The 23090-nt window shown below is 71.5% G+C and carries 24 protein-coding genes; 7 read left to right on the forward strand and 17 right to left on the reverse strand.

What is annotated here, in order from left to right:
- Positions 1-4: 4 nt before the first annotated feature.
- From folP to dapE, 3 genes are all read right to left on the reverse strand, one after another.
- A complete protein-coding gene (gene folP / locus J0911_RS02830) occupies positions 5-1003 on the reverse strand; it encodes a dihydropteroate synthase (RefSeq protein ID WP_207273898.1) in 999 nt (332 codons plus the stop codon).
- Entirely contained in the window at positions 1000-1815 is an 816-nt protein-coding gene (locus tag J0911_RS02835; protein ID WP_207273899.1) for an LOG family protein, read from the reverse strand. Before J0911_RS02835 ends, folP begins: the two co-directional genes overlap by 4 nt.
- 102 nt (positions 1816-1917) lie before the next feature.
- Positions 1918-3141 (reverse strand): succinyl-diaminopimelate desuccinylase, encoded by a 1224-nt coding sequence (dapE, locus tag J0911_RS02840; protein WP_207273900.1) that lies wholly within the window; start codon positions 3139-3141, stop codon positions 1918-1920.
- A 138-nt stretch (positions 3142-3279) separates the two neighbouring features.
- Here dapE and dapD point away from each other — a divergent pair, with 138 nt between their 5' ends.
- The gene (dapD, locus tag J0911_RS02845) at positions 3280-4227 is read left to right on the forward strand and encodes a 2,3,4,5-tetrahydropyridine-2,6-dicarboxylate N-succinyltransferase (protein ID WP_207273901.1); all 948 of its coding nucleotides are present in this window, start codon (positions 3280-3282) and stop codon (positions 4225-4227) included.
- Between the two features lie 158 nt (positions 4228-4385).
- On the forward strand, positions 4386-5285 hold the full coding sequence (locus tag J0911_RS02850) for a hypothetical protein (RefSeq protein ID WP_207273990.1): 900 nt from the start codon (positions 4386-4388) through the stop codon (positions 5283-5285).
- A 52-nt stretch (positions 5286-5337) separates the two neighbouring features.
- On the opposite strand, the gene J0911_RS02855 is transcribed toward J0911_RS02850, so the two are convergent.
- The 5 genes from J0911_RS02855 to J0911_RS02875 all read right to left on the reverse strand — a co-directional run bounded on the left by J0911_RS02855 (position 5338) and on the right by J0911_RS02875 (position 12315).
- The gene (locus tag J0911_RS02855) at positions 5338-7068 is read right to left on the reverse strand and encodes an ABC transporter ATP-binding protein (protein ID WP_207273903.1); all 1731 of its coding nucleotides are present in this window, start codon (positions 7066-7068) and stop codon (positions 5338-5340) included.
- Positions 7069-7072: 4 nt separating this feature from the next.
- On the reverse strand, positions 7073-8020 hold the full coding sequence (locus J0911_RS02860; protein ID WP_207273905.1) for an ABC transporter permease: 948 nt from the start codon (positions 8018-8020) through the stop codon (positions 7073-7075).
- A gap of 25 nt (positions 8021-8045) precedes the next feature.
- On the reverse strand, positions 8046-9569 hold the full coding sequence (locus J0911_RS02865; RefSeq protein ID WP_207273906.1) for an ABC transporter permease: 1524 nt from the start codon (positions 9567-9569) through the stop codon (positions 8046-8048).
- Between the two features lie 122 nt (positions 9570-9691).
- Positions 9692-11512: an ABC transporter substrate-binding protein gene (locus J0911_RS02870; RefSeq protein ID WP_207273908.1), complete on the reverse strand. Its 1821-nt coding sequence runs from the start codon at positions 11510-11512 to the stop codon at positions 9692-9694.
- 329 nt (positions 11513-11841) lie between these two features.
- Complete coding sequence (locus J0911_RS02875; RefSeq protein WP_242636172.1) at positions 11842-12315, reverse strand: cold shock domain-containing protein; 474 nt, start codon at positions 12313-12315, stop codon at positions 11842-11844.
- 215 nt (positions 12316-12530) lie between these two features.
- Here J0911_RS02875 and J0911_RS02880 point away from each other — a divergent pair, with 215 nt between their 5' ends.
- The gene (locus tag J0911_RS02880; protein WP_207273910.1) at positions 12531-13118 is read left to right on the forward strand and encodes a carboxymuconolactone decarboxylase family protein; all 588 of its coding nucleotides are present in this window, start codon (positions 12531-12533) and stop codon (positions 13116-13118) included.
- A 31-nt stretch (positions 13119-13149) separates the two neighbouring features.
- Positions 13150-13761 (forward strand): histone deacetylase, encoded by a 612-nt coding sequence (locus tag J0911_RS02885; protein WP_207273912.1) that lies wholly within the window; start codon positions 13150-13152, stop codon positions 13759-13761.
- Here the strand turns inward: J0911_RS02885 and J0911_RS02890 are convergent.
- Both J0911_RS02890 and J0911_RS02895 read right to left on the reverse strand, forming a co-directional pair.
- Positions 13740-14531 carry an ABC transporter permease gene (locus J0911_RS02890; RefSeq protein ID WP_207273913.1) on the reverse strand — a complete coding sequence of 264 codons (792 nt, stop codon included), beginning with the start codon at positions 14529-14531 and terminating at the stop codon, positions 13740-13742. The genes J0911_RS02885 and J0911_RS02890 overlap by 22 nt on opposite strands.
- A complete protein-coding gene (locus J0911_RS02895; RefSeq protein WP_207273920.1) occupies positions 14528-15535 on the reverse strand; it encodes an ATP-binding cassette domain-containing protein in 1008 nt (335 codons plus the stop codon). Before J0911_RS02895 ends, J0911_RS02890 begins: the two co-directional genes overlap by 4 nt.
- 93 nt (positions 15536-15628) lie before the next feature.
- On the opposite strand from J0911_RS02895, the gene J0911_RS02900 reads away from it, so the two are divergent.
- Positions 15629-16387, forward strand: a complete 759-nt coding sequence (locus tag J0911_RS02900) for a TetR/AcrR family transcriptional regulator (RefSeq protein WP_207273928.1) — start codon at positions 15629-15631, stop codon at positions 16385-16387.
- A 50-nt stretch (positions 16388-16437) separates the two neighbouring features.
- Positions 16438-16977, forward strand: a complete 540-nt coding sequence (locus J0911_RS02905; RefSeq protein WP_207273930.1) for a putative immunity protein — start codon at positions 16438-16440, stop codon at positions 16975-16977.
- A 2-nt stretch (positions 16978-16979) separates the two neighbouring features.
- Here J0911_RS02905 and J0911_RS02910 read toward each other — a convergent pair whose 3' ends face one another.
- The 3 genes from J0911_RS02910 to J0911_RS02920 form a co-directional block, all read right to left on the reverse strand.
- Positions 16980-18677 (reverse strand): glycoside hydrolase family 13 protein, encoded by a 1698-nt coding sequence (locus J0911_RS02910; RefSeq protein ID WP_207273932.1) that lies wholly within the window; start codon positions 18675-18677, stop codon positions 16980-16982.
- A gap of 116 nt (positions 18678-18793) precedes the next feature.
- A complete protein-coding gene (gene ddaH, locus J0911_RS02915; RefSeq protein WP_207273934.1) occupies positions 18794-19558 on the reverse strand; it encodes a dimethylargininase in 765 nt (254 codons plus the stop codon).
- Positions 19559-19613: 55 nt separating this feature from the next.
- On the reverse strand, positions 19614-19916 hold the full coding sequence (locus tag J0911_RS02920) for a helix-turn-helix domain-containing protein (protein WP_207273936.1): 303 nt from the start codon (positions 19914-19916) through the stop codon (positions 19614-19616).
- 77 nt (positions 19917-19993) lie between these two features.
- On the opposite strand from J0911_RS02920, the gene map reads away from it, so the two are divergent.
- On the forward strand, positions 19994-20782 hold the full coding sequence (gene map, locus J0911_RS02925) for a type I methionyl aminopeptidase (protein WP_207273938.1): 789 nt from the start codon (positions 19994-19996) through the stop codon (positions 20780-20782).
- A gap of 1 nt (position 20783) precedes the next feature.
- On the opposite strand, the gene J0911_RS02930 is transcribed toward map, so the two are convergent.
- The 4 genes from J0911_RS02930 to J0911_RS02945 all read right to left on the reverse strand — a co-directional run bounded on the left by J0911_RS02930 (position 20784) and on the right by J0911_RS02945 (position 23032).
- Positions 20784-21821 (reverse strand): DNA topoisomerase IB, encoded by a 1038-nt coding sequence (locus tag J0911_RS02930; protein ID WP_207273940.1) that lies wholly within the window; start codon positions 21819-21821, stop codon positions 20784-20786.
- A 19-nt stretch (positions 21822-21840) separates the two neighbouring features.
- Positions 21841-22086 carry a nuclear transport factor 2 family protein gene (locus J0911_RS02935; RefSeq protein ID WP_207273942.1) on the reverse strand — a complete coding sequence of 82 codons (246 nt, stop codon included), beginning with the start codon at positions 22084-22086 and terminating at the stop codon, positions 21841-21843.
- A gap of 143 nt (positions 22087-22229) precedes the next feature.
- Positions 22230-22520, reverse strand: a complete 291-nt coding sequence (locus tag J0911_RS02940) for a hypothetical protein (protein WP_207273944.1) — start codon at positions 22518-22520, stop codon at positions 22230-22232.
- A 29-nt stretch (positions 22521-22549) separates the two neighbouring features.
- Positions 22550-23032: a DUF892 family protein gene (locus J0911_RS02945; protein WP_207273946.1), complete on the reverse strand. Its 483-nt coding sequence runs from the start codon at positions 23030-23032 to the stop codon at positions 22550-22552.
- Positions 23033-23090: the final 58 nt, after the last annotated feature.

Here is a 23090-nt window from a genome sequence, read left to right on the forward strand (position 1 = left end):
GGGGTCAGCCGAGGCCACGAAGAGCCGCGGCGGGAGGTGCCTCGTCGCGCAGCGCGGCCACCATGTCGAGGACCCGTCGCGTGGCGCCGACGTCGTGCGCACGGAACACCCGCGCCCCGAGCCAGGCCGCCACCGCCGTCGCCGCGAGCGTGCCTTCCAGGCGCTCACCGGGCGGCAGGTCGAGCGTCTCGCCCACGAAGTCCTTCCGGCTGAGCGCCATCAGGAGCGGGAACCGGAGTGCGGCCAGCGCCGCGGTGCGACGCAGCAGGTGCAGCGAGTGCCAGGTGTTCTTCCCGAAGTCGTGCGTCGGGTCCACGATCACCGACGACGGCGGCACCCCCGCGGCCACGGCCCGCTCGGCGGCCGCTCGCAGCGTCGCCAGGACGTCGTCCACGACGCCGTCCCGCGGGTCGAGGCCGGGGGTCTCGTCGCTCGGCCCGCCGGGCGCCGGGGACGGCGAGTACTCCACGCGCCAGGGATCGGTTCTCGGGGTGGCGCCGCCGGTGTGCGAGCAGACGACGCCCACCCCCGCCGCACCGGCGACCTCCACGAGCGCGGGATCGTGGCCCGCCCAGGTGTCGTTGATCAGGTCGGCGCCCGCCTCGACGGCGGCGCGTGCCACGCCGGAGCGCCAGGTGTCGACCGAGACCAGGAGTTCCGGGAGCTCGGTGCGGACCCGTGCGACGACGGGGAGTACCCGCCGGAGCTCCTCGGCCTCGTCGACGTCGGGACCGACGCCCGCGCGCACTCCGCCGACGTCGAGGATCTCCGCGCCCTGTGCGAGCGCCCGCTCCGCGGCGCGGAGCGCGGCGTCGTCGTCGGGCAACCGGGCGGGGGCGAAGAACGAGTCGGTGGTGCGGTTGACCACCGCCATGATCACGGGCCGCACGGCGCCGCCCTCGCGACCGAGCTCACGCCCCCGCAGCACGAGCGGTGCCGACCCCGGGGGAACGGCGTCCGCTGCCCGGACGGTCCCCGCGGGACGGGGGGCCGTTCCGCTCACGCGGAACCCGCGGCGGCCTGCTCCTCGGCGGCGAGCGCCGCCTGGGCGCGCCTCTCGTCGGCCAGGACGGCGCCCTTCTCGACGACGTGCTCGACGGCCTCGCCCGGGTCGTCGGTGACGTGCAGCAGCTCGAGGTCGTGCGCGGAGATCATGCCGCGGTCCAGGACGGCGGTGCGGACCCAGTCCAGCAGGCCGCCCCAGTAGTCGGATCCGAAGAGGACCAGCGGGAAGCTCGTGACCTTGCGTGTCTGCACGAGGGTCACGGCCTCGAAGAGCTCGTCGAACGTGCCGAACCCGCCGGGCAGGACGATGAACCCCTGGGCGTACTTGACGAACATCGTCTTGCGCGCGAAGAAGTAGCGGAAGTTGATACCGAGGTTGACGTGCTCGTTCACGCCCTGCTCGAACGGCAGCTCGATGCCCAGGCCCACGGACACGCCGCCGGCCTCGTGGGCACCCTTGTTGGCGGCCTCCATGATGCCCGGGCCGCCGCCGGTGATGACGGCGTAGCCGGCTTCGACGAGCAGGCGTCCGATCTCCTCGGCCCGGGCGTAGTCGGGGTGCTCCGGGTCGGTGCGGGCGCTGCCGAACACGGAGACGGCCGGGCCGATCTCGGCCAGCGCGCCGAAGCCCTCCACGAACTCGGACTGTATCCGCATCACGCGCCACGGGTCGGAGTGCACCCAGTCGGCCTGTGCGCCCTTGGCGAGCAGGCGCTGGTCGGTGGTCTCCAGCGGGATCTGGTTGCCGCGCAGCAGCACGGGGCCCTTCCGGTAGCCGCGTCCTCGCTGCGGAACTCCGTCGTCACTCATACGGCAAACCTATCCCGCCCGCGTGCCGGCGACGACGGACGGCGGTGGTCCGGGCGGCGGTGGGCGTGGCGGCGGGCGAGGCGGCAGACGGCCTCGCGCACCTCAGCCGAGCAGCCACGCGCGCAGGGCGTCGCGGCAGGCCGCCAGCTCCGCGACGCGGAGGTGCTCGTCGTCCTTGTGGGCCAGGAGGGCGTCGCCGGGCCCGAAGTTGACCGCCGGGATCCCCAGGCCCGCGAAGCGGGCGACGTCGGTCCAGCCGTACTTCGGCCGCGGCTCGCCGCCCGTGACCGCGAGCACGGCGGCCGCGAAGTCCTGGGCCATGGGCGCGTCGAGCCCGGGGCGGGCCCCCGGCGACGAGTCGGTGACGGTCACGTCGAAACCCTCGAAGACCTCGCGCAGGTGCCGCTCGGCCTCGGCCTCCCCGCGTGACGGGGCGAAGCGGTAGTTGACCTCGACCACGCACTCGTCGGGGACGACGTTCCCCGCGATCCCGCCGCGGATACCCACGGCGTTGAGTCCCTCACGATAGTCGAGGCCCTCCACCGTGACGGTGCGGGGCCGGTAGCCCGCCAGCCGGGCGAGCACGTCCGCGGCGCCGTGGATGGCGTTCACACCGGTCCAGGAGCGGGCGGAGTGCGCCGCGACGCCGCGGGTGCGGACCTCGACGCGCATGGTGCCGTTGCAGCCCCCCTCGATCCCCGCGTTGCTCGGTTCGCCGAGGATGGCGAAGTCGGCGTCGAGCAGGCCGGGGTCGTTGCGCGCGAGTCTGCCGAGGCCGTTGCGCGCCGCCTCGACCTCCTCGTGGTCGTAGAACACCCAGGTGACGTCGACGGCGGGTACCCTGCCCGGCGTCCCGAGCTCACAGGCGAGCGCGAGGGCGACCGCGACGCCACCCTTCATGTCCACCGTGCCGCGGCCCCAGAGGACGCGTTCGTCACGCGGCCGCGATCCGCCGTCCCCCGGCCCCTCCGGCCCCACCCCCTCCGGCAGCGGGCCCTCCGGCAGCGGGCCCTCCGGCGGCGCGTCCTCGCCGCCGGACGGTCGGTCCGGCCGCGCCTCGAGCCTCGTCGGGAGGTTGTCCGCGACGGGCACCGTGTCGATGTGCCCCGCGACGACGACCCGGCGGTCCCGTCCGAAGCCGGTCCGCGCCACGATCGCGTCCCCGTCCCGGTGGACCTCGAGATGCGGGCGGGCACGCAGGGTCGCCTCGATCGCGTCGGCGAGAGCGGCCTCGTCGCCCGAGACGGACGGGATGTCGCAGATCGCGGCGGTGAGGCCCACGAGGTCGGAGTCGGGGGCGAGGAGGGCTTCGTCGAATGCGGTCACAGGGCAGAGGCTATGCCCGGCGCGCCCGGGAGCGCCGTCCCGCCGGCCGCGGCGGACGGCCGTGGCGCCGGGCCGGGCGGGCGTTCGGGTGGTGGACGACGACGGGCCGGTGCCGGCTGCTCGCCTAAGCTGGGCGCCATGACGTCGACCGCTCCCACCACCGCCTGGGGTCACGGCCTTGCCACGATCGCCGCAGGCGGCAGCGTCCTGGACACCTGGTTCCCGGCTCCCGCGCTCGGGGAGCCGCCGGCCGAGGGCTCGGCCGCGGCAGAGCCGCCGGCCGATCTGGTCGCACTGCAGGGGGACGACGCCGCTCGCGGCGTGACCACCCGCGTCGTGACCGTCGTGGCGGACCTGTCCACGGGCCCGAAGGACGCCGCCGACGGCTACCTGCGCCTCCACCTGCTCTCGCACCGGCTCGTGCGGCCGCATGCCGTGAACCTCGACGGGCTGTTCGGCGTGCTCACCAACGTGGTGTGGACGAGCGCCGGACCGTGCGCGGTCGAGGGTTTCGAGACGACGCGGCTGCGCCTCCGGGCCCGCGGGCCCGTCGCGGTGTACGGCGTGGACAAGTTCCCGCGGATGACCGACTACGTGCTGCCGTCCGGCGTGCGCATCGCCGACGCCGACCGGGTGCGCCTGGGCGCGCACCTGGCCGAGGGCACCACGGTGATGCACGAGGGCTTCGTGAACTTCAACGCCGGCACCCTCGGCTCGTCCATGGTCGAGGGCCGGATCTCGGCGGGCGTGACGGTGGGCGACGGGTCCGACGTCGGTGGCGGTGCCTCCATCATGGGGACCCTGTCGGGTGGCGGCAAGGAGGTCATCTCGCTCGGCGAGCGCTGCCTGCTGGGCGCTAACTCGGGGCTCGGCATCCCGCTCGGCGACGACTGCGTGGTCGAGGCGGGCCTGTACGTCACGGCGGGCACCAAGGTCACGTTGCGCGGCGGCATGACGGTCAAGGCCGTGGAGCTCGCCGGGCAGTCCAACCTGCTGTTCCGGCGCAACTCGACCACGGGGACGGTCGAGGTCATCGACCGCGCCGGTACGGGTGTCGAGCTGAACGAGGCTCTCCACAAGAACTGACCAACGCACGGCCGGGAAACTCACCGAACCTGGAGGAACGCGCAGGATCCACGTTCTAAACTGGGCCGTCTCGTTCGAGGCCGTCCCGGAAGGTTCGCATGGTCCTGCTCACCCGCTCGCCCGGCGATGCTGGCGGCAGCGCCCCCGGTGGCACCACGGTGCCCCGGCGCCGCCCCGTGCGGCGTGCCCTGAAGTATCTGGTCGCGACGGCGATCGTGGGCACCACGGCGACGGCCGGGGTGGTACTGCTCCTGAACCACCTGTCGGGCACCGCGCCGCTGACCGAGCGGTGTGCCGCGGAACTGGACGGCACGGACTGGTACCTCTCACCCGCCCAGGCAGACAACGCCGCACTGATCGCGGAGACGGCGGTCCGGCGCGGCCTGCCCGCGAGGGCCGCGACGATCGGCCTCGCGACGGCGCTCCAGGAGTCCAAGCTCATCAACATCACCTACGGCGACCGTGATTCGCTCGGGCTGTTCCAGCAGCGACCGTCGCAGGGATGGGGCAGCGAGGAGGAGATCCTCGACCCGGTGTACTCCACCAACGCCTTCTACGACGGCCTGGAACAGATCGACGGCTACGAGACCATGGAGATCACCGACGCGGCGCAGGCGGTGCAGCGGTCGGCCTATCCCGAGGCGTACGCGCGTCACGAGGTCCGCTCCCGCGCCTGGGCGTCGAGCCTGACCGGCCATTCGCCCGCGTCACTGACCTGCGAGATCGCGCCGGTCGACGAGGACGCCCTGCTGGCACCGGCGCCCGCGCTGGACGTGGTGGTCGGGCGACTCGGCCGCGACCTGGGGCTCGGCCCCTCGGGCACGACGTCGTCGGGCACGGCGGTCGTCGAGGTCGACGCCACGCCGCTGACCCCGGGTGAGGCCACGCGCGGCGGCTGGGCCGTGGCGCACTGGGCCGTCGCCACCGCGGCGGAGACGAACGTCGTCGAGGTCCAGGTGGCGGACCGGGTCTGGTCGCGGGAGAGCGCCGAGTGGGGCGAGGCCGCGGAGCCGCTTCCGGCGGGCCAGGTGCGGATCTTCCCCGCCGTGGCAGGGTAACGAGCCCGCCACCCGTGCCAGGCGGTGCCTGGCACGGGTGGCGGCCGCGTGATCAGAGGTGGAGCTCCGCCGACTCCTCGCCGAGTGACGTCAGGAGCGCGTGGCGTGCCTCGCGCCGGCGGCGCTGCTCTCCCGGGTCGGGCACCGGCGCCGCGGCCAGGAGACGCTTCGTGTAGTCCTCCCGCGGGTTGCGCAGCACCTCCTCCCGTGCGCCCTGCTCCACGATCTCGCCGTTCTGCATCACCACGACGCGGTGCGCGAGCAGGTCGATCACGGCCAGGTCGTGACTGACGAAGAGGCAGGCGAACCGGTACCGCTCCTGCAGGGACGTGAACATCTTCAGGACACTGGCCTGCACGGACACGTCGAGGGCCGACGTCGGCTCGTCGGCCACGAGCAGCTCGGGCTCCAGCGTCAGCGCCCGCGCGATGCTGACACGCTGACGCTGCCCGCCGGACAGCTCGTGCGGGTACCGGTTGTAGACCGCGGGCGGCAGTTCGACGGCGTCCAGCAGCTCCATGACCTTCTCGCGGCGCGAGCGGGCGTCACCCACCTGGTGCACGACGAGGGGCTCGGCGATGAGGTCACCGATCGGGAACCGCGGGTTGAGCGACGCCGCCGGGTCCTGGAAGACCACGCCGATGCGCTTGCGCAGCTCCTTGAGCCTGCGCCCCCGGGTGTTCCGGAAGTCCTGCCCGAGGATCGAGACGGAGCCGGAACGCGACGGGATCAGCCCGAGGGCACACTTGGCGATCGTCGACTTGCCGGAGCCCGACTCGCCCACCAGGCCGACGATCTCGCCCGGGTCGACGTGGAACGTCACGTCGTCGACGGCCCGGAACGCGGGCCTGCCGATCCGGTGGTACTCGATGACCAGGTTCCGCAGATCGAGCGCGGCGGCCTCCCCCGGTACCGGTTCCGGCGGGGTGACGTCACCGAACTGGCCCGGCCCCTCGCCCAGGTGCGGCACGGCCGCGAGCAGCCGCTTGGTGTACTCGTGACGTGGGTGGTTCAGCACCTGGTCGACGGTGCCGGTCTCCACGAGGTCGCCCTTGAACATGACGGCGACGCGATCGGCCATGTCGGCCACGACGCCCATGTTGTGCGTGATCAGCAGGATCGCCGTGTCGAGCTTCTCGGTGAGCGAGCGCAGCAGGTCCAGGATCTCGGCCTGCACGGTGACGTCGAGGGCCGTGGTGGGCTCGTCGGCGATGATCACCGTCGGGTCGCAGGAGATGGCCATCGCGATGACGACACGCTGGCGCTGACCACCGGACAGCTCGTGCGGGTACTGCTTGAGCCGGCGCTCCGGTTCGGGGATACCCACCATCCGCAGCAGTTCGGCGGCGCGGGCCTCGGCCTCCTTGCCGTACGCGATGCCGTGCAGCTGCAGGCCCTCGGTGAGCTGGTCACCGATGGTGAGGACGGGGTTGAGCGCCGTCATGGGCTCCTGGAACACCATGGCGACGTCGTTCCCGCGCAGCCGGCGCAGGCCGGCCTTGTCCAGCGAACCGACGACCTGCCCGCCCACGCGAACCGTGCCGCTGACACGGGCGTTGCCCGGCAGCAGCCCGAGCGCGGTCGTGGAGGTCACCGACTTGCCGGAGCCCGACTCGCCGACGAGGGCGACGACCTCACCGGGCCGCACGTCGAGGTCGATGCCCTTGACGGCGTGCACCTCGCCGAACTGGGTCCGGAACGTGACGGTCAGCCCCTCGAACGAGAGGACCGCGTCCCCGGCGGTCTCGGTAGCACCGGAGGTGGAGATGTCGAGTGTGGTCACGGTGTCACTCCTTGGTGCTGGTCTGCCGGGGGTCGAACGCGTCGCGCAGACCGTCGCCGATGAAGTTCACGGACAGGGCGATCGCGAGGATCATCAGGCCCGGCCACCAGAAGAGCCACGGCCGGGAGAGGAAGGCGCCCTGGTAGTCGGAGATCAGCGAGCCGAGCGAGACGTCGGGTGCCTGCACGCCGAACCCGAGGAAGCTCAGGCTGGTCTCCAGCAGGATCGCCGTCGCGATCGTCAGGGTGGCCGACACCGTGATGACGCCCACCGTGTTGGGCAGGATGTGCCGGACGATGATCCGGCCCGGGCTCGTGCCGACGGCCCGGGCCGCCATGACGAAGTCCCGCTCGCGCAGCGACAGCACCTCACCACGCACGAGCCGCGCCAGGCTGGTCCAGACGAGCACGCCCAGCGCCAGGATCAGCAGGTTGAGGTCGCCTTCCGACATCCGCGCGAGCACCGCCGCGATGGCGAGCAGCGGGATGATGATGACGACGTCGGTCAGCCGCATCAGCAGCGAGTCGACGATGCCGCGGAAGTACCCGGCGATCGCGCCGATCAGCGTGCCGATCAGCGTGGAGATGATCCCGACGCCGAACGCGATGAACAGGGAGATCTGTGTTCCGCGCATGGTCAGCGCGAAGTAGTCCTTGCCGATGGTGTCCTGGCCGAACGGGTGCTCCCACGTCGGAGCTCCGGTGCCGATCTTGTCGTACGCCGTGGTGATGTCCTTGTCCCACCAGCCCGGGATCGCGCCGACCCCGATCGACGAGAAGGCCACGACGATGACGACGGCCATCACCACCATGGCGGCGATGGCGCCCCGGTGCCTGAGGAAGCGCCGCAGCACGATCTGGTTGGCGCTGTAGGACTTGGCCTCGGGCACGAGTTCCTGGTCCGCGGCGAGCAGGGCGTCGCTCCCGGCGCCGCTCTTCGGTGATTCACTCATGAGTTTTCTCCTCCCGATCGGCGGGTCAGCGCCGGATCCGCGGGTCGAGGGACGCGTACGCGAGGTCGGCGAGCAGGTTCATCACGACCACGGCCGTCCCGGTGACGAGGAAGAACGCCATCACCGGGGCCGGGTCGACCTGCCGCAGTCCCGTGATGAACAACTGCCCCATCCCCTGCCAGCCGAACACCGTCTCGGTGATGACGGCACCGCCGATCAGGGCGGCGAAGTCGAAGGCGACGATGGTCGTGATCGGGATGAGCGAGTTCCGGAACGCGTGCTTGACGACGACCTCGCGCTCCGAGAGTCCCTTCGCCCGCGCGGTACGCACGTAGTCCTGGTTGAGCACCTCGAGCATCGACGACCGGGTGAACCGGGAGTGGGTCGCGATGGAGACCAGCGCGAGCAGGGCGGTCGGGAGGATGAGCTGGGTGCCGTAGTCGATGAGGCGCTCCCAGAAGTCACCGGTGAAGTTCGGCGTCTGCGCGCCGATGGTGGAGATCGGCCGAGACTTCAGGCCGAGGAAGCGCGCCCAGTAGCCGATCAGGATGTCGGCGACCACGATCAGGGACGTGAGCGCGCCCGTCACGCCGGTCACGAGCATGACCTGCTTCTTGTTGTACCCGCCCCAGAGCCGGCCGATCACCAGCGAGACGGCGATCGCCACCACGAACAGACCGAACAGACCCAGCCAGGAGGGGTCCGCCAGCAGGGGCGTGAAGGCGAGGACCGCGTAGGCGATGACGCCGACGACGGCGGTGGTCAGCGCCGCGTACAAGGCCCGGCGGTTCCGGATGCCCGCCACCACGGCCGTGACCAGGACCGCCGCACCCCCGGCGGCGACGAGCGCCGTGAACGGACCGGAGATCGGGTTCCGGTACCAGTCCAGCAGGTTGAACAGGAACAGCACCACGACGACGAAGGCGAACGTCGCACCGCCGGTGACCACCTTGCGCCGGGTGGTGCCGCCCAGGACCGCGGGTAGCGCCACCGCGATCACCGCCGCGAGGAGAAGGATCGTGACGGGCCCGAGCTGGCCGCCTGCGATCCAGTCGTTGAACCGGATCGCGCCGAACTCCTTGAGCAGCACCGCGGCCCAGAACACCGGCAGCGAGAAGAAGAGGAAGGCCGCGAACGTCACGCCGTAGTCGAACCCGGAGTACTGCCGGATCGCGGTGAGGATGCCCAGGGCCACTCCCACGACGATCGCGATCAGCGTGGCCGCGGTCACCAGGCGCAGGGTGGACTGCGCCGCGAGGCCGGTCAGGAAGAGCACGTCCTGCCCGCTGCGGTTGACCCCGAAGTCACACGATCCCGTGAAGCAGCCGGCCACACCGTCGAGCCACATCCAGTACCGCTCGTACCACGGCAGGTCGAGGTTCATCGTCGCGACACGGGCGTCCATGAGCTGCTGGGCGTTGTCGGCGTTCGATCCGCGCAGATCGGCCAGAGGATCTCCGGAGTTCACCGTCAGCCAGAACATCAGCACTGATGAGAGCAGCAGGACGACAACGGACGCGAGTGTGCGTCTCAGGATGAAGAGGAACACGGGTTCATGACCCTTCGCAGGCGGCCGCCGACAGGCGGACAGGGGGTGGAGAGCGGAAAGACATGCCTGCGGGGAAGGGAGCAGGTGCTCCCTTCCCCGCAGGTGGTGGGATCAGCGGCGGGTCACTCCGCGCGCGCCCACTGCTCGGCGTTCCACGAGACGCCACCCTGCGTGGCCGTCGCGCGGACGTTGTTCACCGACGAGCTGGAGGCGACGACGCCCGGGTGGGCGTACAGCGGGATACCGAACAGGGTGTCCCACAGCTCCTTCTCGATCGTCTTCACCTGCTCGGTGTGCACGGCCGGGTCCGTGGACTCCGTGAGGGTCTTCCACGCGTCGTCGACCGTCTCGTTCGAGTACTCGCCGTAGTTCTGGCCGCCCGGCGTGGAGTAGATGTTCTCGCCCGAGGTGATCTGGCCGGAGCCGGCCCAGGCGAACAGGGCCACCTCGTAGTCACCGTTGCCCAGCTCCTCGTCGAAGAACGTGGGGGAGCCGGAGTCGACGATGTCGAAGCCGACCTCGTCGCACGACGCCTTGATCGCGGCGACCGTGTCCGTACGGCGGGGGTTGCCGTCCAGGTAGCCGATCCGGATCTCGGTGCCCTCCTCAAGACCCGACTCGGCGAACTTCGCCTGCGCGGCCTCGACGTCGACCTCGTCGTACCGGCCGTCGTAGGACGCGGAGGTGACCTCCTCGTAGCTGTCCTGGAACGGGAACACCTCGCGCGCGTTCATGACGACGGCGGTGGAGTCGATCGGCTTGATCAGGTCGTCCACGATCTTCTGGCGCGGCACGCACAGGGCGAACGCCTCGCGGGCGGCCAGGCCTCCCGCGTCGTCCGCGAACGCGCTGCCCTCGCGGAAGTTGAAGTCGAGGTGCTCCCAGATCAGGGTCTGGCCCGTCTCCAGATTGACCGAGTCGCCCAGGGCCTCGAGCTGCGTGACGGTGTCGACGACCGGGCCGTTCGGCTGGATCACGTCGAGGTCGCCGTTCTGCAGCGCCTGGATCTGACCGTCGGCGGCGATCTGCCGGAACGTCAGCGTCTCGGTCGCCGGCGCCGGGCCCCAGTAGTCCGGGTTGGCGGTCAGGGTGACGGACTGGCCGGCGGACCAGCCGCCCTCGGCGAACATGTACGGGCCGCTCGACGGCGTGAGCGCCGGGTCGGGCAGCTCACCCGGCTTGTCGAGGAGCCAGCCCTCGTTCCAGAACTCCGCGGCGTCCTCGAGCACGTCCGCGTCGAGGTTGTGGATGGCGTCGACGAGCTCCTCGGTCGTGACGCCGATCTGCTCGGCGACCACGTGAGCCGGAAGCGCCGTGGAGACCAGGATCTCCCAGTCCGCGTTGACCCGCTCGTAGTTGTAGGTGAACTGCTTGGCGTCGGCCGAGTCGGCCTCGGGGCCCTCGGGGACGTAGTCACCCAGCGTCAGTCCGGAGACGTGGTTGAACAGCGGCTCCTCGGTGGCGTCGTCGCTGACGGCGACGTCCTTCGTGATCGCCTGGGTGGCCCAGTCGAGCAGGTAGTCTGCGTAGGTGATGGGCGTCCCGTCGGACCAGGTCGCCTCGTCGCTGAGCGTGTACTGGATCTCCGTCGGGCTCAGCGCCTCGTACGAGCCCCAGGCGTCGTCGTGGCAGATGGTGCCGTCGGTGCCGAAGTAGTAGAACGAGCCCTGCATCCGGTCAAGGATGGCGCTGTTGTAGGTCGAGTACGTGTCGGAGGTCAGCCCGTTGTAGGCGAAAAGCTCCTGCTCGTTCGCAACCTTGATATCGCCGTCAGCCGTGGTGACGTCGCCGAGGTCGGCCTTGCAGGGGCCGTCGGCCTCCACCGAGCCGCCTTCCGTCTCGCCCGTGGTCTCCTCGCCACCCAGCGGGCTCGAGCACGCCGAGAAGAGCAGCGCACCGCTGGCCACCGCCGCGATCGCGGCGCTCAGTCGCCTGATCTTCAATGTTCCTCCTCAGGAAAATGGCGCGGGCCGAGGGCCGTCCAGCCCACCGCGAAGGCTCATCACGCTCCTTCGCATGAAGTGGCCCACGTCATGGTTTCCGCTCACGTTACTCAGCCCGGAACCGAGCGTCGCCCACCTGGTTCCTCGCACCAACCGATCGTTACCGACTCGATATTGCCTGGTAGCACCCGTGTCCACAAGCACCGCGCGACGAAACATTGCGGAAACACGCCAACAGCCTGATACATGGGTGTGGCGGGATTCCGCCACAATTGACGGCATCCCGCCACAGGCTCGGAGTGCCGGCCCACCCGCGGGCCGGCGCCGGGTCACGCCGGGTCGTTCACCCATCCATGTGCCGTGGCGAGGGCGACGACCGCCTGCCGGGTGAGCACCACCTGCTCCGCGGTCAGGGTCGGGACGCCGGCGAGCAGCATCTCGGTCACCTCGGCCGTGAGCTGGCGGCTCGTGACGGAGTCGCCGTCGTCGGCCCCCGTGTCGGGCAGCACGATCGTCGGTGCCGGGGGGCCGGTCAGGACCGTCGCCGCCCCGTTGCCCGTCGCCGCGGCGACCGCCTGGGGCTGGGCCACCGGTGTCGACACGAGCGTCACCTGCGATGCCTTCGGACCCCTGTCCCCCTCCTCGGTGTCGAACTCCACCACGGCCCCCACGACGAGCTTCCGCTTGTCGAACTCGAGATCGTTCACGTGCAGGAACACGTCGTCCCCGCCCTCGTCCGGCGCGACGAACCCGTATCCGCGCACCTCGTCATATCGGATCACCCGACCCTGGACCACTCTCATCACCTTCAACCTCTGGACAACGCTTCGACTGCGAGTCTATGACCAGCACACAAGGTTTGCGCCAGGCCGTCCCGGCGACACCCCGGGCCTCCCGGCCTCCGTGTCGCGTCGTTCCACCGGTACGCGAGTGACACCGGTCACCCGCGCCTCCCACCTGTCACACGCCGGCCGCGGCCGGTGTCGTGGTGGGAAAGAGCGAGAAGAGGGAGACAACCATGACCAGCACTCGTGTTCCACCGGCCGAGATCACCGGCTTCCAGGGCGCCGTCGTCAAGCGGTTCGCGCGGAAGGCGCTGGGTACGGTGCCCGCCAGCCTCGGCGTGCTCTGGCACAACCAGCGCGTCCTCAGGTCGACCGCGGGGCTCGGCGGCAAGATCAAGAAGTGGGACGCCTGCGACGAGAGTCTGAAGACGTTCGCCCACATGGCCGTCGCGTCGCTCGTCGGCTGCTCCTGGTGCCTCGACTTCAACTACTTCGAGGCGCACAACAAGAAGCTCGACATGGACAAGGCACGCGAGGTCCCGCGGTGGCGCGAGTCCGACGTGTTCACGCCGCTCGAACGGGACGTCCTCGCGTACGCGGAGGCCATGACCCATACCGAGCCGACGGTCACCGACGAGATGGTCGACACCCTCCTGAAGCGGCTCGGCCCGGCCGCGCTGGTCGAGCTGACATCGGTCATCGCCTTCGCGAACCTGACCACACGGACGAACGTCGCCCTCGGGATCGAGTCCGACGGGTTCGCGGCGGCGTGCGGCCTGAAGCCGCTGCCCGAGCCGAGCCGCGGCCCGGGGGCCGCGTGACCCCCGGCCGCCGTCGGGCACAATCGTGCCGATGAGTTCGCGCGAGGTCTGGTATGTCAGTTATGGATCCAATCTGTCCCGCGAGCGCCTGAACTGCTACCTGGCCGGGGGCCGCCCGCCCGGGGCGCTGCGGGCCCAGCCGGGGGCGCGCGATGCGCGGCCCCCGGCCGAGGACCGGCCGGTCGAGCTGTCCGGGCGGCTGTACTTCTGGGGCGCCTCCACGACGTGGGAGGGCGCGACCGCTTTCTACGACCACCACTCCCCCGGTCCGACGGCGGCCCGCGCGTACCGGGTCACCGTCGCTCAGCTGACCGACATCGCGGAGCAGGAGATGCACCGCGAGCCCCGTTCCGGCAGTGCTCTCGAAGCGGTGCTGAACCGGGGGTTCGTGGGCTCCTACCGCGCCGGCCCGGGCCGCTACGAGACGATGGTCCACGTCGGCACCCTCGACGGGCTGCCGATGTACACGTTCACCTCGCCGCACCGCGCCGGCACCAGCCCGCACGCCGCGCCGTCGGAGCCCTACCTCGCGATGATCCGCGCGGGTCTGGCGGAGTCGCACGGCTGGGACCGCGAGCGGGCGGACACGTATCTGAGCAGGTGGCTCCCGCGGCGCGCGCCCTACCGCGCCAGCCTCCGGTAGGCCCGCGCCGTGAGCGGCGTGAACACCGCGACGAGCACCGCGGGCCACAGGACGGCGAGGAGTACCGCGTTGTCGGCGACGAACCCACCCGATGCTCCCGTGGGGTTGCCGAAGAGCTGCCGGCAGGCGGCCGCCGTCGCCGACAGCGGGCTCCACTCGGCGACCAGCCCGAGCCATGCGGGCATCGACTCGGGCGCCACGAAGGCGTTGGACAGGAACCCGGCCGGCCACACCAGCACCTGGACCGCCGTCACCCCGCCCTCGCCGCGGATGGTGAGCCCGAGGAACACCCCGATCACCAGCATCGCGAACCGGAACCACAGCAACAGGGCGACCGCCAGCAGCGTTCCCCCGACGCCGCCCGTGGCACGCCAGCCGATGAGGACGCCGCCCACCAGCAGGACGGTGAGTTCGACGGCGGAGTTCAGCAGGTCGGCACCCGCCCGGCCGAGGGGCACCGCCGCCCCGCTGATCGGCAGCGCTCTGAACCGGTCGGTGACGCCCTTCTTCGTGTCGTTCGCGACGGCGGTCATCGTCGCCTCGATGCCGAACATCATCGACAGCGCGAAGATCCCGGGCAGCAGGTAGGGCAGGTAGTCGCCCCCGCCGGGGATCGTGATCGCCCCGCCCAGGAGATACCCGAACATGAGCACGAGCATCACGGAGAAGAGGACGGAGAAGACGGGTGTCCACGGCTCGCGCTGCCAGTGCTTGAGGTCGCGCAGGGTGATGATCCAGCTCTGGCGCAGCGTCGCGGCGACGGCGGTCATGAGCGGCCTCCCTCGGTCGCCGGGTGGAGCTCGGCGGGCCGGGAGGCGCCGGGAACCGGCACACCCGCCTCCGTCGTCGGCCCCGTGCCGGTGAGGCTCAGGAACACCTCGTCGAGGGTCGGGCGCCGCAGCAGGATGTCGTCGACGACGACGCCCTCGGTGTCGAGCGCCCGCACGACGGCGGTGACCGCGGCGGCCCCGCCCTCCGGCCCCGCCTCGACCACCACCTGGCGCAGGCCGGGTTCGGCGACCCCGCCGAGGCTCGACGCGAGTGCTTCCACGTCGACGCCCAGGGGCGCGGTGACCAGCACCCGGTCGCCGCCCATGCGGCGCTTGAGCCCGCCCGGCGACCCCTCGGCGACGACCCGGCCGTGATCGATCACGGTGACCCGGTCGGCGAGCTGGTCGGCCTCGTCGAGGTACTGCGTGGTGAGCAGCACGGTCGTGCCCGCGGCGACGATCTCCCGTACCGCCTGCCAGACCTCGTTCCGGGCGCGCGGGTCGAGACCCGTCGTCGGCTCGTCCAGGAACAGCAGGGCGGGCCGGCGGATCAGGCCGGCCGCGATGTCGAGCCGGCGGCGCATGCCACCGGAGTAGGTGGACACCTTCCGGTCCGCCGCGTCGGCCAGCCCGAACGCCTCCAGCAGTTCGTCGGCGCGCTCGCGGGCGGCCTGGCGGGCCATCCCGTGGAGGCGTCCGAACATGACGAGGTTCTCGCGGCCGTGCAGGACCTCGTCGAGAGCGGTCCCCTGGCCGACGAGTCCGATGGCGGCGCGGACGGCCACGGCGTCGCGGCGCACGTCGTGGCCGGCGACCCGGACCTCCCCCGCGTCGCAGCGCGTGAGGGTGGCGAACACGCCCACGGCGGTGCTCTTGCCCGCGCCGTTGGGACCGAGCAGGGCGTGGACGGCACCGGCTTCGACCTCGAGGTCGAAGCCGTCCAGGGCGGTCGTCTCGCCGTACCGCTTGTGGAGTCCACGGGCGGTCAGGGGTGGTGCGGGCATGGCCGGCTCCTTTTCTCGTACGTCGTACGATTTCGAACCCGCCTACCGTAGCATCTATTCCGTACGGCGTACGTGAAAGTTATCGTGGTGTGCATGGCACCTCAGCCCGACCCGGTCCTGCGCCTCCTGTGGCGGCACGGCCTCGACGAGCCCCCGAAGCCACGGCGCGGGCGCAGGCAGAGCCTGACCGTGGACGACGTCGTCGACGCCGCCATCAAGGTCGCCGACCGCGACGGGCTGGACGCTCTCACCATGCGGCAGCTGGCCACGGAGCTCGGGATCGGCGCGATGAGCCTCTACACCTATGTCCCCGGCCGCAAGGAGCTCCTGGCGCTCATGGCCGACCAGGTGTTCCGGCGCCATCCCCTGCCGGCGATGCCCGGCGGCCTGCGCGCGCGTCTCGCGCTCATCGCCCGCACGCACTACGGGATCTGCCACGAGCATCCCTGGCTGACAGACGTGATGGTGCTGCAGAACGGGATCGGCCCGGGGCTGTCGGACCTGTACGAATGGCAGCTCTCCGGCGTCGACGGGATCGGCCTGGACGACCTGGAGATGGACCAGACCGTGGCCGTGCTCATGGGCTTCGCCGCCGGCATCGCCCGCTCTCAGGAGCGCATGCGACGGGCCGAACGGGCGTCGGGCGTGTCCGAGGCGGAGTGGTGGGAGGCGAACGCGCCGGAGCTCGGGAGGCTGATGGCGGGACGCGAGTACCCGCTCTCCGGCCGCGTGGGCGCCGCCGCGGGGATGGCGTACCAGGCCTCGGCGGACCCGTCCGCGGAACTGGAGTTCGGACTGGCGCGGATCATCGACGGCATCGTGGCGTATGTCGAGCACCCGGACCGGCCCTGAGCCGAGGGCAGCGGTGGAGCGGCCACGACACGATGTAGTTGGATGAGCGCATGCCGATCCTGCCCGCCGAACGGGACCCCCGACTGATCACCCTGCGCCGCGGCGGGACCCTGACCGACGAGGATCACTACCTGCTCGCGGAGTGGGCGGCCCTCTGCGCGGACCACGTGCTGGGGATCTTCGAGGAGGCCCGCCCGGACGACACCCGCCCGCGCGACGCCATCGAGACCGGACTCGCCTGGGCGCGCGGGGAGGTGGGCATGCGCGAGGCGCACCGGGCCGCGTTCCCGGCCAACGCCTCCGGGCGCGGCCTGCCCGACCCCGCGAAGTTCGCCGCGCTCGCCGCCGGGCAGGCGGCGCCGGTGGCCCACGTCGCCGCCCACGCGCTCGGCGCGGCGGCGTACGCGATCCGGGCCGCCGTCGCCGACGCCACCTCGGGCGGCGACCCGGCCGCCGAGGACGGCGCCGAGGCGGCCCGCCGCGCCGAACGGGACTGGCAGCGCGCCCGGATCCCCGGCAAGATCCGGGAGCTCGTGCTCGATGACCAGCGGAGACGGTCAGCGATCTGCTGGAGCGTCTTCGACGACTGAGGTCAGGCCCGCAGCCAGGCCGACGTCGCGCCGGGCAGCCGGCCGTCGTCGTCGAGAGGGGCGCTCGTGAGCAGCACCTCCCCCTCGGGCAGGTCCACGGCACCGGCCCCGAAGTTCGTGACGCTGAGCCACCCGCCCGGGCGGACGAAGGCGAGCACGTCGTCGTGCCCGGTCTCGAGCCAGGTCATCGTCTCGCCGGTCTGCAGCTCGCGCCGCAGGGCCAGCGCCCGGCGGTACAGGGTCAGCGTCGACGCCGGGTCGCCGTCCTGGACGTCGACCGCGTACTGCGCGAACCAGTCGGGCTGAGGCAGGTCGGCGGGGGCGTCGCCGAACCCGAACGACACTCCCTCGCTCGTCCACGGCAGCGGTACGCGGCACCCGTCCCGTCCGACGTCGACGCCGGGGCTGCGGAAGAACGTGGGGTCCTGCCGGGCACTGTCGGGGAGATCGGGCACCTCGTGCAGCCCGAGCTCCTCACCCTGGTAGAGGTAGGACGACCCCGGCAGGGCCAGCTCCAGCAGCGTGGCGGCCCGTGCTCGGCGCAGCCCCAGCTCGCGCCGGAGCACCGGCTCGGCGCCGCGCGCGAGGAGCCACCTGCGGCCCTGCTTCTCGGCGGTGTGATCACCCCCGCCCGCGCCCACGCCGGGACCACGTGGCGGCAGGCCGTAGCGAGTGGGGTGCCGGACGACGTCGTGGTTGGAGAACACCCACGTCGTGGACGAGCCCGACTCCTCGGCCAGTTCGAGGTTGAAGGTGATGATCTCGCGGAACTGCTTCGCGTCGAAATCCGCCTCGAGGAGGTCGAAGTTGAACGCCTGTCCCAGCCCGTGGGCACTGGCGTAGCGGGCGCGGCGATGGGCCGCCACCCACGCCTCCGCGACGGCCGTACGGGGCGGGTCGTAGGAGTCGAAGACCTTGCGCCATTCGGCGTAGATCTCGTGCACGTCGTCGCGGTCCCACAGCGGGTGCTCGCCCTCCTTCGGGAACGCGTCGAGCTGGGCCTGGCTGAGCAGCTCGTCACCGAGGTCCTTGGCGAGGCCGTGCGCCACGTCCACCCGGAACCCGTCGACACCGCGGTCGGACCAGAACCGCAGGGTGTGCAGGAAGTCGGCCCGCACCTCCTCGTTGTCCCAGTTCAGGTCCGGCTGCTGGACCGCGAAGTGGTGCAGGTACCACTGCCCGTCCCCGACCGGCTCCCAGGCCGGCCCGCCGAAGACCGACGTCCAGTCGGCGGGCGGCTCGGTCCCGTTCGGACCCGCACCGTCCCGGAAGATGTAACGGTCCCGGGCGGCCGAGCCCCGGGGCGAGGCCAGAGCCTCCTGGAACCAGACGTGCCGGTCCGAGGTGTGGTTCGGGACCAGGTCCACGATCAGCTTCAGGCCCGCGTCGTGCAACGCCGTGACGAGCCGGTCGAAGTCGTCGAGCGTCCCGAGGCGTGGGTCCACGTCGCGGTAGTCGTCGACGTCGTAACCGCCGTCGGCGAGTGCCGACGGGTAGAACGGGCTGAGCCACACGGCGTCCACGCCCAGGGCCCGCAGGTACGGCACCCGGCTCGTGATGCCGGGCAGGTCGCCCATGCCGTCCGCGTTCGAGTCGGCGAAGGCTCGCGGATAGATCTGGTAGACGGCGGCCTGGCGCCACCAGTTGGCGGCGTCGTCGGTCGTGTCGGGGGTCAGGTCGGTCTCGACGACTTCGGTCATGAGGTGGTTCGTCTCCTTACCTTCCACGGTGCGACCGGTGATGGCGAGCACTTCAATCTAACCTCTGGCCCGTCCGGACTCTCCCGGGACGGTGGCGGCCGGACGACGGCCGCGCGTCAGCCACGCAACCGTACCGAGAGGCACGTGACACAGCCCTCCAGCTTCTCGAACTCGGTCAGGTCGACCGCGACGACCCGCAGGCCGCGCGCCTCGAAGAGTTCCTTGGTGCGAGGCGCACCGGCCGACATCAGGACGGTACCCCCGTCGAGGACCACGACGTGGGACCCCGCTTCCTCCGGCACCGCCAGGAACCGCGGCCACACCGACGGATCGTCGACGAGCGGCTCGAAGCCGACGACGGTCCCGTCGGGCAGCGCCGTCACGGCGGACTTGAGGTGGAGCACCTTGGTGAGCGGTACGCCGATCACCGTGGCCCCGAGCGGTTCGAGCTGTGCGGCGAGCTGGTCGACGCCCGCCTGGTTCGTCCTCCCGCCGAGGCCGACCCAGACGGTGCCGTCGTGCTTGAGCACGTCCCCGCCGTCGAGCGTGCCCGGCGCCTCGATGTGCGCGATGCGGTAGCCGAGGTCCCGGAGCGTCGTCTCGGTGCCGGCCGTCTCGGGCTTGCGCTCGTCGGCGCCGGGCCGTGAGATCACGGCCAGGTTCCCGTACACGAGCACGGTGTCCTCCACGAAGACGGAGTCGGGGCAGCCGTCGGCGGGCGGCACCTCGACGGTCTGCCAGCCCGCGTCGTGCAGCGCCGTGACGTAGGCCTCCCACTGGCGCAGAGCCAGGTCGACGTCGACCGGCCGCCGGTCGATGTGGGTGACGAGGCCGTCCGCCAGACGAGGGCTCGGACGACGGACGAGCGCGGTGCGGTTCATGAGGGCATCGTCCCAGACGGCGGAACGCGGGTGGATCTCGCCGGGCCGTCGAGGCTCAGGAGGCGATCCGCTCGTTCGCGTCGCGCCGCCTGCCCACCGCTGGGGCGTCACCGTCGGCCCCGCTGACCTCCGCCCAGACCGCGTCCAGGGACAGGCCGAGGACCTCGGCGACCGCCGCGACGGTCGGGAAGGCAGGAGTGGCCACGCGGCCCGACTCGATCTTCCGGAGGGTTTCCGGCGAGACGCCGGCATCGAGCGCGGTCTCGAGGATCGAGTGCGTGCCGCGGGCCCGGCGCAGGAGCGCACCGAGACGCTGTCCACGTTCGACCTCTGCGGGGGTGAGCGGCAACCTGACCATGAGCCGATTCTAGTACCGGTACAGTTTTACGGTATAGTTTTCCCGGTATAGTTATTGGTCACACGACGAGGTTTCACATGATCGAGATTCTCACCCCGGCCGAGCTCGCCCGTGCCCGGGACACCGGCGCCCTGGTCGCCGACACCCTGCGCACCCTGAGGGGCCGCAGCACGGCCGGCACCAATCTTCTGGATATCGACCGCTGGGCCAGGGAGATGATCGTGGATGCCGGCGCGACGTCCTGCTACGTCGACTACGCGCCCTCCTTCGGGCGCGGGCCGTTCGGCCACCACATCTGCACGGCCGTCAACGACGCCGTGCTCCACGGGATGCCTCACGACTACAGGCTGGCCGACGGCGATCTGCTGACCCTGGACCTCGCCGTCTCGCTCGGCGGGATCGCCGCGGACTCGGCGATCAGCTTCGTGGTGGGCGGCCCCGCGGCCCCCGAGAGCTCGGCCCTGATTCGCGCGACCGAGGACGCCCTCGCCACCGGGATCTCCGCCATCCGTCCGGGGGCGCGCCTCGGCGACGTCTCCCATGCCATCGGCTCCGCCCTCGCCGAGGCGGGCTACTCGGTCAACACCGAGTTCGGCGGGCACGGGATCGGGTCGACGATGCACCAGGAGCCACACGTCCCCAACATCGGACGGCCCGGCCGGGGGTACCGGCTGCGCCCCGGCCTGCTGCTCGCTCTGGAGCCATGGGTCATGGCGGACACCAGCCGGCTCGTGACCGACGCCGACGGATGGACGCTCCGCAGCGCGACAGGCTGCCGGACCGCCCACAGCGAGCACACGATCGCCGTCACCGAGGACGGGGCCGAGATCCTCACCGGCACGAGCCGTGAGGGCGGCGCTTCCTGACTCAGGCTGCCGCGGATCCGTGGATGCGTTCGGCCTCCGTGAGGAACTTCAGGAGGGCACGCTCGTCGGCGTCCATCCAGCGCGACGTCCGGGCGGCGTTGGCCCCGGATCGTTCGATCAGCTCGTCGAGCTCGCCGCGGTCGTCGGCGAGGATCGCGGGGTGGATGTAGCTCTTGCGGCAGACCACCGGGGTGTTGTGGAGATGGCCGGCCGCCATCCGTACGGCCTCGGCGCGTTGCGTGTCGTGCTCGCGTCCGTTCGACGGGGTCAGCCGGCGCAGGTGGCCGAAGGCCACCGCGCTGGCTCCCCAGGTCCGGAACGTCTTGGCCGTGTAGTCGGCGGCGGTCACGCGGCCGAGGTAGTCGTTGACCTCACGGGAGCCGACGCTCCGGACCTCGTCGCCGTCGACGTAGCGCAGCAGCTGCTGACCGGGGAGTTCGCGGCACCGGCGGACGATCCGCGCGACCCGCCGGTCGTGCACGACGACGTCGTGCGGCGCGCCGGACTTGCCGGGAAAACGGAACCGGACCTCGGAGCCCTCGATCGCGGCGTGCCGGTTCCGCAGCGTGGTCAGCCCGAACGACTCGCCGGAACGCACGTACTCGTCGTTGCCGACCCGGATCAGCGTCGCGTCCAGGAGCCACACGACGGTGGCGATCACACGATCCTGTTCCAGCCCGGGTGAGCGCAAGTCGGCGTCCACGCGTCGCCGCAGCGGCACGAGCGCCTCGCCGAAACCGGCCAGCTCGTGGAACTTCGCGGCGTCCCGGTGCTCGCGCCACCGGGGGTGGTACCGGTACTGCTTGCGGTTCTTCGCGTCGCGGCCCGTGGCCTGCAGGTGGCCGGCCGGGTCCGCACAGATCCACACGTCGGTCCAGGCGGGCGGGACGGCGAGCGCACGGATCCGCGCGAGCGTCTCCCGGTCGGTGACCCTGGCACCCCGTTCGTCCACGTAGGTGAACCCCTTGCCGCGCCGGCGGCGACGGATGCCCGGGTCGGTGTCACAGCTGTGGGCGAGCGAGGTGCCGACGGTGTCCATCGCCGCTCCTCCTCGCCGCTCAGTCGGCCACGTAGCTGATGGTTTGGGCGATGATCCGCCCGTCCGCGACGACGAACGAGTCGACACCGCGCAGCCGCTCGTCACGCGGCCCGCTGCCGGACCAGCGCAACAGCCCGTACGCGTCGACGATCCTGAGGTCGTCGTACCGGTAGCCGCCGTCGGGCAGGTAGGTCCGCAGGACGCCGGCGAGGAGGCGCACCCCGTCGTGCCCGTGGTGCGCCCCTTCGCCCCAGGACAGCATCACGACGTCGTCCGCGTAGTTGCGCCGCAGGTCCCGCTCCAGATCGAGGCTTCGCCGGCACTCCAGGTGGTCGTTCAGGACCTCGTGGGTGGAGCGCGCGCCCGCTCCTGAGCCGGCTGCGGTGCCGCCGGCCGCGTCCGCGGCCCTCAGGCCCCCTCCCGGACGAGCTTGAAGAACGTGCTGCCACCGCCGCCCGCACGCTCCGCCTGGTAGAGGAACGCGAGCCCGGCGTCGTCGAACTTCTCGAACCAGGTGTCCCAGCTGATCGGCTCGAGCTGCTCCTCCCCGGCGCCGCCGGGGAAGTCGATCCGGAGCACGCCGGCGTCGTCGCCGTCCGCCGTACCGCGAACGCTCGCCGGACTCCCGCCGTTCTGCTCCACCCACTCGCGGATCTCGTCGTGATCGGTGGTGGTTCTGCTCTGTGATGTGTCAGCCATGATTCCTCCTGCGCCAGGCGGCGTCTCTGCTAGGCGGCATCGGCGAGCGCGGTCCGCACCGCGCCCGGCAGCTTCTGCTCGAGGAACCGGGCCATGGCCTCCTCCTCGCGCAGGATCTCGGTGAGCCGGACGGACACGTCCTGGGCCCCGATCTCCTCGCAGGCGTCGATGAGGGCCCGGTAGCAAGCGATCTCGAAGTGCTCGGCGGCGTAGTCGGCGAGCGCGTTCTTCACCATGGTGTCGGCCATGGGCCGGTTGGCCATGCCCTGCATCGCCCCGAACATCTTGGCGAACGCGTCCTTGCTGCCGGATACCTCGCCGCCGAGGGTCTCGACGCAGCCGCGCACGATCTCGGCCTGGCGCCTGGTCTCCTCGACGTGCTGCTCGATCCGGGCCTGCACCGTCACGTCGCCCTCGGCATCCTTCGCGTGGCGGACCAGGTTCTCCTCCAGGGCCAGTTCCATCGCGTGCGCGTCGTTCAGCCAGTCGATGATCTTCTCGCGTGACGTCATGTCGATCCTCCGTTCCGGACGACGCGGTCGCCCACGGGTCGGCGTTCCGCGGCGTCGC

The organism is Myceligenerans salitolerans (genome assembly GCF_017349295.1).
GTDB classification, from domain to species: domain Bacteria; phylum Actinomycetota; class Actinomycetes; order Actinomycetales; family Cellulomonadaceae; genus Myceligenerans; species Myceligenerans salitolerans.